Here is a 7,413-nt window from a genome sequence, read left to right as displayed (position 1 = left end):
ACCCTGTCGCGCCGCCAGAGTGAGACGGGACCGTGGCGCCAGTGGCGCCGCGCAAGCCCGTCGAACATTGGACGTGACCATCCCGTATCGCGGCTCCAAGGGGCCGCTGAACCTGCTCGTCCCCTCTCGGGCATTGCTGCGCAATGCCCGAGAGGGCAGCGGACAGCACCGGCATCAAGGTGGAAGGCGAAGGGTGCGGAGCGACCGTGGCCCCGGTGGGGCCGCGAAAGTGCGCGGCACGGCACGCGCGCAAGCATGGCGGCACGAAACGGCGCATTCGCGGTGCCGCTCGGACCGGTGGCGCGGCCCGCTCATGGCGCAAGGTCCGCCTTGGAATTGATGAAAGAACGCTGGAGATCCGGGCCGCCGAGGTCACCTCCGGCAACGTCGGCGACGCGCCATTCGCCGGGCAGAGAGTCCCCCGGACTGTCTGCTGATCCTCCTCCTTGCCCAGATCCCGGCGGAGGAGAAGATCGCCACCGTCACGGCCGAGTTGCCAGCGGATGCGCCACCCGTCCGGGCCCCGCTGGCGGCGCCCATGACACCCGCGCCTGCCACGATGCCATCGCGGCCCGCGGCGCGGCGGCGGTCATTCCGCCGAGGCGGACTGCGAGGCCGTGGAAGCCGGACAGGGCCGGAGCCCGCGCGCGAAACGGGATCCTGCGGGCATCGAAGCACCTGGGCCGGGCGCTCTGGCGGAACTGGAGCGGGCATCACCGGCGCAGCAGGGTGGAAACGAAGATGACCTGCGCGAAGCTGCCCGGCCAGCGGCTGATGTCCGTTCGGAATCGGCCCCGGACCGATGGCGGCTCGATGCCTCACCTTCGACCGCCAGGTGGCGGAGGTCCGGATCCGCGCATTCGCGGCTGCGCTCGAACCGATGGCGCTTGCCGCTCATTCCTCAACCGCTTCACGGCACTCGGCATCCCGCTGACCGTGGCCGCAGGATAAGTGTGTCCGGGGAAGGGGGAACTGCGGTCGCCAGCTGATTTGTCCAACAACGCGCCTGGCGGGCATGGCCATGCCGCGGAAGGGGACAGGGGCCGCAGGGAGGGCGCGGCTTCACGGAAACTTGCGGGCCGGAGGGCGCGTCCGGCCAGATGGCGCTTGCCCGGCGGGCGCCGGAGGGCTTTTTCTCGCTGCGGAGCGGCAAGGCGGAGCAGGACACATGGCGGACGCGGCAGGCAGGGAGACCCCGGCGAAACGGCGGTTGCCCGCGGGCATCTGGGCGCTCGGCTTCGTGTCGCTCTTCATGGACGTGTCCTCGGAGATGATCCACGCGCTGCTGCCCGTGTACCTGACCGTAGGACTCGGCGCCTCGGCGCTGGCGCTGGGGCTGATCGAGGGCATCGCCGAGGCGACGGCGGCAATCACCAAGGTGTTTTCCGGCGCGCTTTCGGACCGCATCGGGCGCAGGAAGGAGCTGGCCGCGCTCGGCTACGGGCTGGCGGCGGTGACGAAGCCGGTCTTTCCGCTGGCGGGGGCGCTCGGCTGGGTCGTCGGCGCGCGCTTCGTCGACCGGGTGGGCAAGGGCATCCGCGGCGCGCCGCGCGACGCGCTGGTCGCCGACATCGCGCCCGCGGACATGCGCGGCGCGGCCTTCGGGCTGCGCCAGACGCTCGACACCGTGGGGGCCTTCCTCGGGCCGCTGGCGGCGCTGGGGCTGATGTGGCTCTTCGCGGACGATTTCCGCGCGGTCTTCTGGGTGGCGGTCCTGCCCGCCTTCGTCTCGGTCGCGCTGATCCTCTGGGTGGTGAAGGAGCCCGAGGCGCCGGCCCCGCGCCGCAAGGTGCGCAATCCGCTGTCGCGGGCCGAGCTGGCGCTGCTCGGCCGACCCTACTGGCAGGTCGTGGCGGTGGCGACCGTCTTCACGCTGGCGCGGTTCAGCGAGGCCTTCCTGATTCTGCGGGCGGAGGTCGCGGGCCTGGCGCTGTGGCTGGTGCCGCTGGTGCTGGTGGGGATGAACATCGCCTATGCCGCCTCGGCCTGGCCGGTGGGGGTCCTGTCGGACCGGATCGGGCGGCGCGGGCTCCTGATGGCCGGGCTGGGGCTGCTGATCGCGGCGGATCTGGTGCTGGCGCTGTCCGGCGGACTGGCGGGGCTCGCCATCGGCGTGCTGCTCTGGGGCCTGCACATGGGGTTCACGCAGGGGATTCTGTCGACGCTGGTCGCCGAGACCGTGCCGGGCGAGCTGCGCGGCACCGCCTTCGGCATGTACAACCTGGTGACCGGGGTGGCGATGCTGGCGGCCAGCCTCGCCGCCGGGGCGCTGTGGGAAGTGGCCGGACCCGCGGCGACCTTCCTTGCCGGGGCCGTCTTCGCCGCCGTGGCGATGGCGGGGCTCCGGGGGACCGGCCGCAAGCGGGTGCAGTGACGGGACCCTTGCGCGGAGGCGCCGACTCGGCCAGAGAATGCGGCAGGGCAGGCGATGGCGTCGCCGCCGCGCGATGCGGGCCCGTCAACCCATCCTGAACGCCGGGATCTTGCTTTGCCGCCGCCGCGGCAGGGGGAGATCCCCCCGCTCCGCGGCCGCGTCCAGATGGAGGATGATCCGCATGGACCGACCCGACTTCTACCGTTTCCACCAGGGCAGCCGCGTGCTGCCCTTCGCCCCTGCCGAATACGACGCCCGCCTGGCCGGACTGCGCAGCGCCATGGCGGAGGCCGGGATCGGCGCCTGCGTGCTGACCTCGATGCAGGCGATCGCCTATTACTCGGGCTTCCTCTACTGCAGCTTCGGCCGGCCCTACGGGCTGGTGGTCACGGCCACGGACAGCGTGACGGTCAGCGCCGGGATCGATGCGGCCCAGCCCTGGCGGCGCTGCCACGGGGACAACATCACCTATACCGACTGGGCGCGGAACAACTACTGGCGCGCGGTGCGCTCGGTCGCGGGCGAGGGGCAGGCCATCGGCTACGAGGCGGACCACCTGACGCTGGCGCAGAAGGCGCTGATGGACGCGTTCCTGAAGCCCGCCGCCTGCATCGACATCGCGCCCGCCTCGATGCGGCAGCGGATGGGGAAATCGCCGGCCGAGATCGCGCTGATCAAGCAGGGGGCGGAGGTCGCCGATGCCGGCGGCTACGCGATCCGCGTGGCGATCCGGGAGGGCGCGCGCGAGATCGACGTGGCCATGGCGGGGCGCGACGCGATGGAGCTGGAGATCGCCAGGCGCTTCCCCGAAGCCGAGTACCGCGACACCTGGGTCTGGTTCCAGTCGGGGATCAACACCGACGGCGCGCACAACCCGGTGACGGCGCGGGCGCTGCAGCAGGGCGACATCCTCAGCCTCAACACCTTCCCGATGATCTCGGGCTATTACACGGCGCTGGAACGCACGCTGTTCCTCGGCCAGCCGGACGCCGCCAGCCTGAAGGTCTGGGAGGCCAATGTCGCCGCCCATGAATACGGCATGTCGCTCTTGGTGCCGGGGGCGAGCTGCGCAGAGGTGACGGAGAAGATCAACGCCTTCCTCGCAGAACGCGACCTGCTGCAGTACCGCACCTTCGGCTACGGCCATTCCTTCGGCGTGCTGTCGCACTACTACGGGCGGGAGGCGGGGCTGGAGCTGCGCGAGGACATCGATACCGTGCTGGAGCCCGGCATGGTGATCTCGATGGAGCCGATGCTGACCATCCCCGAGGGACAGCCCGGCGCGGGCGGCTACCGCGAGCACGACATCCTGGTGATCACGGATGGCGGCGCCGAGAACATCACCGGCTATCCCTGCGGGCCGGGCTTCAACATCCTCGGCTGAGGCCGGGGAGGGGCGGGGCCGCCCGGGGAGGGGCGGCCCGCTTTCCCATGTCAGGCGGCGCGGCTGCGCAGCGGCGCGCCGGGGCGCAGGTTCAGCAGCACGCAGGCCGCGAGCGCCAGGATGCCTGCCGCGGCGGAGCCGAACAGTTCGGGCAGCGGCGACAGGAACACCGCGGCCCCGGCGCCCAGGCCGGTCAGCACGTTGCGGCGCGTCGCGCTCTTCGCGAACATCACCAGCACGGCGCCGTAGAGCGCGGGCAGGGTATAGGCCTTGACGGTCGCCGCGACGGCGGCGGGCAGGGCCTCGACCAGGGCCGAGCCGATCAGCACCAGCGCCACCAGGAAGACCAGGTTGACCAGCACCGAGACGGCGATGCCGATCACTGCGGCGACCTCGGCCTTGCGGCTGCCGGATTCCGCGCCGACGGCGCTCTGGCAGGAGATCACCACGGGCAGGCGCATGTTGCCGATATTGCCCGACAGGAAGCTCATGTAGGTGCCGCAGACGCCGAGCACCGGGAAGTAGGAGACCGGCTCCACGATCCAGATGACGCCGACGAAGGCAAGGATGGCGAGGAAGCCCGTCAGGATCGCTCCGGTGCCGGGGAAGGCGCCGAGGACGAAGGACAGGTAGAGCGCGGGCAGCAGGCACAGCACCATGGCGGCAAGCAGCGTGAGGCGGCCGATGCGGTGGGCGCGCGGGATGAAGGCGGAACGGTAGAACGCGTCCTGGGTCTGGTCGATCATGTCTTGCGTCTCCCTGTCTGGGGTCAGGCGAATTGGGCGGCGGCGGCGCCGGCGGCAAGCCCGGCAAGCAGGGCGAAGCCCACGCTCCATTCCCGCAGCCACGGACGGGCGCGGCCGGCCAGGTGCAGCGCGGTCATGGCGCCCGCGGCGGCGAGGATGGCGGCCAGGTCGTCGGTCTCGACCGAAATGCCCGAGAGCCAGTCCTTGTCGATCGCGGCATTGGCGCCGAGGATGAAGAAGATCGCGATCGGCGTGGCGGTGCCCATCGCCTTGATCAGCGCCGGGTTGCTGCTGCCCAGCTTGTCCTGGGCGCGGTCGAGGCCCTTCGTCATGAAGAAGGTGGAGGCCAGCCAGCCCATGCCGCCCAGCGTCATCACCCAGACCGAGGCGGTGAAGGCCTCGAGCGTGTAGCTCTGGGTGCCGAGCTCGGCCCCCACCGCCTTGGCGCCCTGGTCGGCGGCGACGAATTCGAAGATCGCCGAGCCGATCACGCCGACGCGCATCAGCGTCACCGGCCCGCCGACCATCGCGACCAGCGAGATGGCGACGAAGAACACGGCGACGGCCGGGCCGATCGAGTTGATCGCGGCGGTCTTGCAGACGGTCCGCTTCTCGGCCGGGGTGAGGATGCCGAAGCGGTTCGAGAAGCCCAGCGTCAGCCGCAGGTAGAGCGCGGCCTGCACCACCACGGTGCTGACGACAAGGCAGGAGAGCAGCCAGAGCACCGGGCTGTTCGCGGTTTGAAGCACTTGTTCCATTGTCTTTTCTCGCTGTCGGTCCGGGTCAGGCGAGTTCGCGCGCGACGAGCCGGCAGAAATAGCTGGCGGCGACCGGAATGATCTCGTCGTTGAAGTCGTAGGCGGGGTTGTGTGGCATCGCGCCGGGGCCCTGGCCGACCATCACGTAGCTGCCGGGCACGCGCTCGGTCATGAAGGCGAAGTCCTCGCTGCCGGTGAAGGGGGCGACATCGTCATGGACGCGGTCCGGCCCGACGGTCTGCACGGCGGCGGCGATGGCGATGTCGGTGGCTTCCGCATCGTTGACGAGCGGCACGAAATTGTCGTCGAAGCCGATCTCGGCCTTGCCGCCATAGGTCGCTGCGACGCCCTTGGCGACCTCTTCGAGGCGCTGCTTCATCAGCGCGGCGACCGGCTTGGCATAATAGCGCAGGCAGCCCTTCAGCGTCGCCTTGTCGGGAATGACGTTGTGGCTGTTGGTGCCGGCATAGACATCGGTGAAGGAGACGATGCCGGTCTCGTTCGGGTCGAGGTTGCGCGCCACGATGCTCTGCGCGGTGGTCACGATGTTGGCGGCGATCTGGGCGGCGTCGACCGTGGTCTGCGGCAGCGCGGCATGGCCGCCGCGGCCCGCGACCTTGATGGTGAAGAAGGAGCAGCCCGCCATCATCCGGCCCGGGCGGGTGTAGATGCGGCCGGTCTCCATGCCGGGGAAGTTGTGGTAGGCATAGAGCCGGTCGCAGGGGAAGCGCTCCAGCAGCCCGTCGCGCAGCATGGCGAGCGCGCCGCCCAGGCCTTCCTCGGCCGGCTGGAAGATGAAGTTCACGGTGCCCGCGAAATCCCGGGTGCGGGAAAGCTGCCAGGCCGCGGCCAGCAGGGTCGCGGTATGGCCGTCATGGCCGCAGGCATGCATCACGCCGGGCACCTTCGAGGCCCAGGGCTTGCCGGTCTCCTCCTGGATCGGCAGCGCATCCATGTCGGCGCGCAGCCCGATGGCCCGGTTCGAGTTCCGCTTGCCGCGCAGCACGCCGACCACGCCGGTGCCGCCGATCCCCGCATGCACCTCGTCGAAGCCGAAGCCGTGCAGCGTTCGCTCGACCAGGTCCGCCGCGAAGCTCTCCTCGAAGCCCAGCCCCGGGTTCTCGTGCAGCGCGCGGCGCCATCCGGCGAAGTCTTCCTGCCGCGTCTCGATCTCTTCCAGAATGCTCATTTCCGCCTTCCTCTCGCATGCAATCAAGTATCATGTGAAGATAGTCTCAAAATGAGATTATTGCGCAGAAAGAATTCCTGGTGTTTGCATTGTTTCCGGGACCGGCGTGCGGACTGCCTGTTTACCGAACGGAAATTAGTGGTAACGAGGAAAAAATGAGCAGAACATGGTCTAGGATCTTCCGGCAGGGCAACGCGATCTACCAGCTGAACATGCTGGCCAGCGTGGCAATCGATTCGGCCGATGCCCGTTTCGTGGAGCTGGTCGGGCTCGACATCCGGACGATCCGGGTGCTGCGGCTGATCGGCGACAACCCCGGCATCACCTTCGCCGAGATCACCCGGATGGCGGCGCTGGAGCGCAGCCTTGCCTCGCGGCTGATCCAGACCCTGGTGCGCGGCGGCCAGGTCGAGCGGCGCAACCTTCCCGAGGACGCGCGCAAGTTCGGGCTCTACATCACCGGCGGCGGCCGCCGCGACCGGGCGCGGGCCGACCGCCTGTCCGAGATCGGGATGGAGGTGCTCTTCGAGAAGCTGTCCCCCGCCGAGCTCGCCGCCTTCTCCGCGACGATGGAGAAGCTCGCGGACTGGATGGACAGCGACGAATACGAGCGCAGGGCGGAGGCGGCCTATGCCGGGATCAGCTTCGCCGACGAGGACCCTGCCGGCGATCCGCCCCCCGCCGGAGCAGAGTGACGCGCGCCAGGACCGCCCTCCCTTCGCGGCGGGGCGTTGTTGGACAAATCAGCTGACGACCGCAGTCCCCCTTTCCCCGGACCCACCTGTCCTGCGGCCACGGTCATCGGGATGCCGAGTGCCGTGAAGCGGTTGAGTGCCGCCACCCGGATCTGGACTTCGGCAACCTGGCGATCGAAGTCCCGCGACATCAGCCGCTGGCCGAGCTGCTTCACGCAGTTCATTTTCGTTTCCACCCTGCTCCGCCGGTGGTACCCAACCCAGTTC

The 7,413-nt window shown here is 69.8% G+C and carries 6 protein-coding genes and 2 pseudogenes; 4 read left to right on the top strand and 4 right to left on the bottom strand.

Annotation, left to right across the window (positions count from 1 at the left end; genetic code table 11):
* From HCC78_RS30810 to HCC78_RS30800, 3 genes and pseudogenes are all read left to right on the top strand, one after another.
* Window positions 1–951: pseudogene (locus HCC78_RS30810) on the top strand (transposase); the annotation flags it as partial.
* A 217-nt stretch (window positions 952–1,168) separates the two neighbouring features.
* Complete coding sequence (locus HCC78_RS30805; protein WP_172332565.1) at window positions 1,169–2,374, top strand: MFS transporter; 1,206 nt, start codon at window positions 1,169–1,171, stop codon at window positions 2,372–2,374.
* 181 nt (window positions 2,375–2,555) lie between these two features.
* Window positions 2,556–3,758: a M24 family metallopeptidase gene (locus tag HCC78_RS30800; RefSeq protein WP_172332564.1), complete on the top strand. Its 1,203-nt coding sequence runs from the start codon at window positions 2,556–2,558 to the stop codon at window positions 3,756–3,758.
* Window positions 3,759–3,808: 50 nt separating this feature from the next.
* On the opposite strand, the gene HCC78_RS30795 is transcribed toward HCC78_RS30800, so the two are convergent.
* From HCC78_RS30795 to HCC78_RS30785, 3 genes are read right to left on the bottom strand one after another with little or no spacing between them, the layout of a single operon-like run.
* Window positions 3,809–4,504, bottom strand: coding sequence for a hypothetical protein (locus HCC78_RS30795; RefSeq protein ID WP_172332563.1), 696 nt, complete (start codon window positions 4,502–4,504; stop codon window positions 3,809–3,811).
* Window positions 4,505–4,527: 23 nt separating this feature from the next.
* On the bottom strand, window positions 4,528–5,262 hold the full coding sequence (locus HCC78_RS30790; RefSeq protein ID WP_172332562.1) for a DUF5058 family protein: 735 nt from the start codon (window positions 5,260–5,262) through the stop codon (window positions 4,528–4,530).
* Window positions 5,263–5,287: 25 nt separating this feature from the next.
* A complete protein-coding gene (locus HCC78_RS30785) occupies window positions 5,288–6,451 on the bottom strand; it encodes an amidohydrolase (RefSeq protein ID WP_172332561.1) in 1,164 nt (387 codons plus the stop codon).
* A 155-nt stretch (window positions 6,452–6,606) separates the two neighbouring features.
* Here HCC78_RS30785 and HCC78_RS30780 point away from each other — a divergent pair, with 155 nt between their 5' ends.
* Complete coding sequence (locus HCC78_RS30780) at window positions 6,607–7,146, top strand: MarR family winged helix-turn-helix transcriptional regulator (RefSeq protein WP_172332560.1); 540 nt, start codon at window positions 6,607–6,609, stop codon at window positions 7,144–7,146.
* 89 nt (window positions 7,147–7,235) lie between these two features.
* Here HCC78_RS30780 and HCC78_RS30775 read toward each other — a convergent pair.
* A pseudogene (locus HCC78_RS30775) lies at window positions 7,236–7,413 on the bottom strand (IS5/IS1182 family transposase); the annotation flags it as partial.

This window comes from Mangrovicoccus sp. HB161399, assembly GCF_013184745.1.
Taxonomy (GTDB): Bacteria; Pseudomonadota; Alphaproteobacteria; order Rhodobacterales; family Rhodobacteraceae; genus Mangrovicoccus.
The sequence above is the reverse complement of the archived record's forward strand: the minus strand, read 5'-3'. Positions and strand labels throughout refer to the sequence as shown.

What these genes read in the sequence shown, in the direction of transcription:
- HCC78_RS30805 (WP_172332565.1), top strand. Translation starts at nt 1,169, where the DNA reads ATGGCGGACGCGGCAGGCAGGGAGACCCCGGCGAAACGGCGGTTGCCC.
- HCC78_RS30800 (WP_172332564.1), top strand. Translation starts at nt 2,556, where the DNA reads ATGGACCGACCCGACTTCTACCGTTTCCACCAGGGCAGCCGCGTGCTG.
- HCC78_RS30795 (WP_172332563.1), bottom strand. Translation starts at nt 4,504, where the DNA reads ATGATCGACCAGACCCAGGACGCGTTCTACCGTTCCGCCTTCATCCCG.
- HCC78_RS30790 (WP_172332562.1), bottom strand. Translation starts at nt 5,262, where the DNA reads ATGGAACAAGTGCTTCAAACCGCGAACAGCCCGGTGCTCTGGCTGCTC.
- HCC78_RS30785 (WP_172332561.1), bottom strand. Translation starts at nt 6,451, where the DNA reads ATGAGCATTCTGGAAGAGATCGAGACGCGGCAGGAAGACTTCGCCGGA.
- HCC78_RS30780 (WP_172332560.1), top strand. Translation starts at nt 6,607, where the DNA reads ATGAGCAGAACATGGTCTAGGATCTTCCGGCAGGGCAACGCGATCTAC.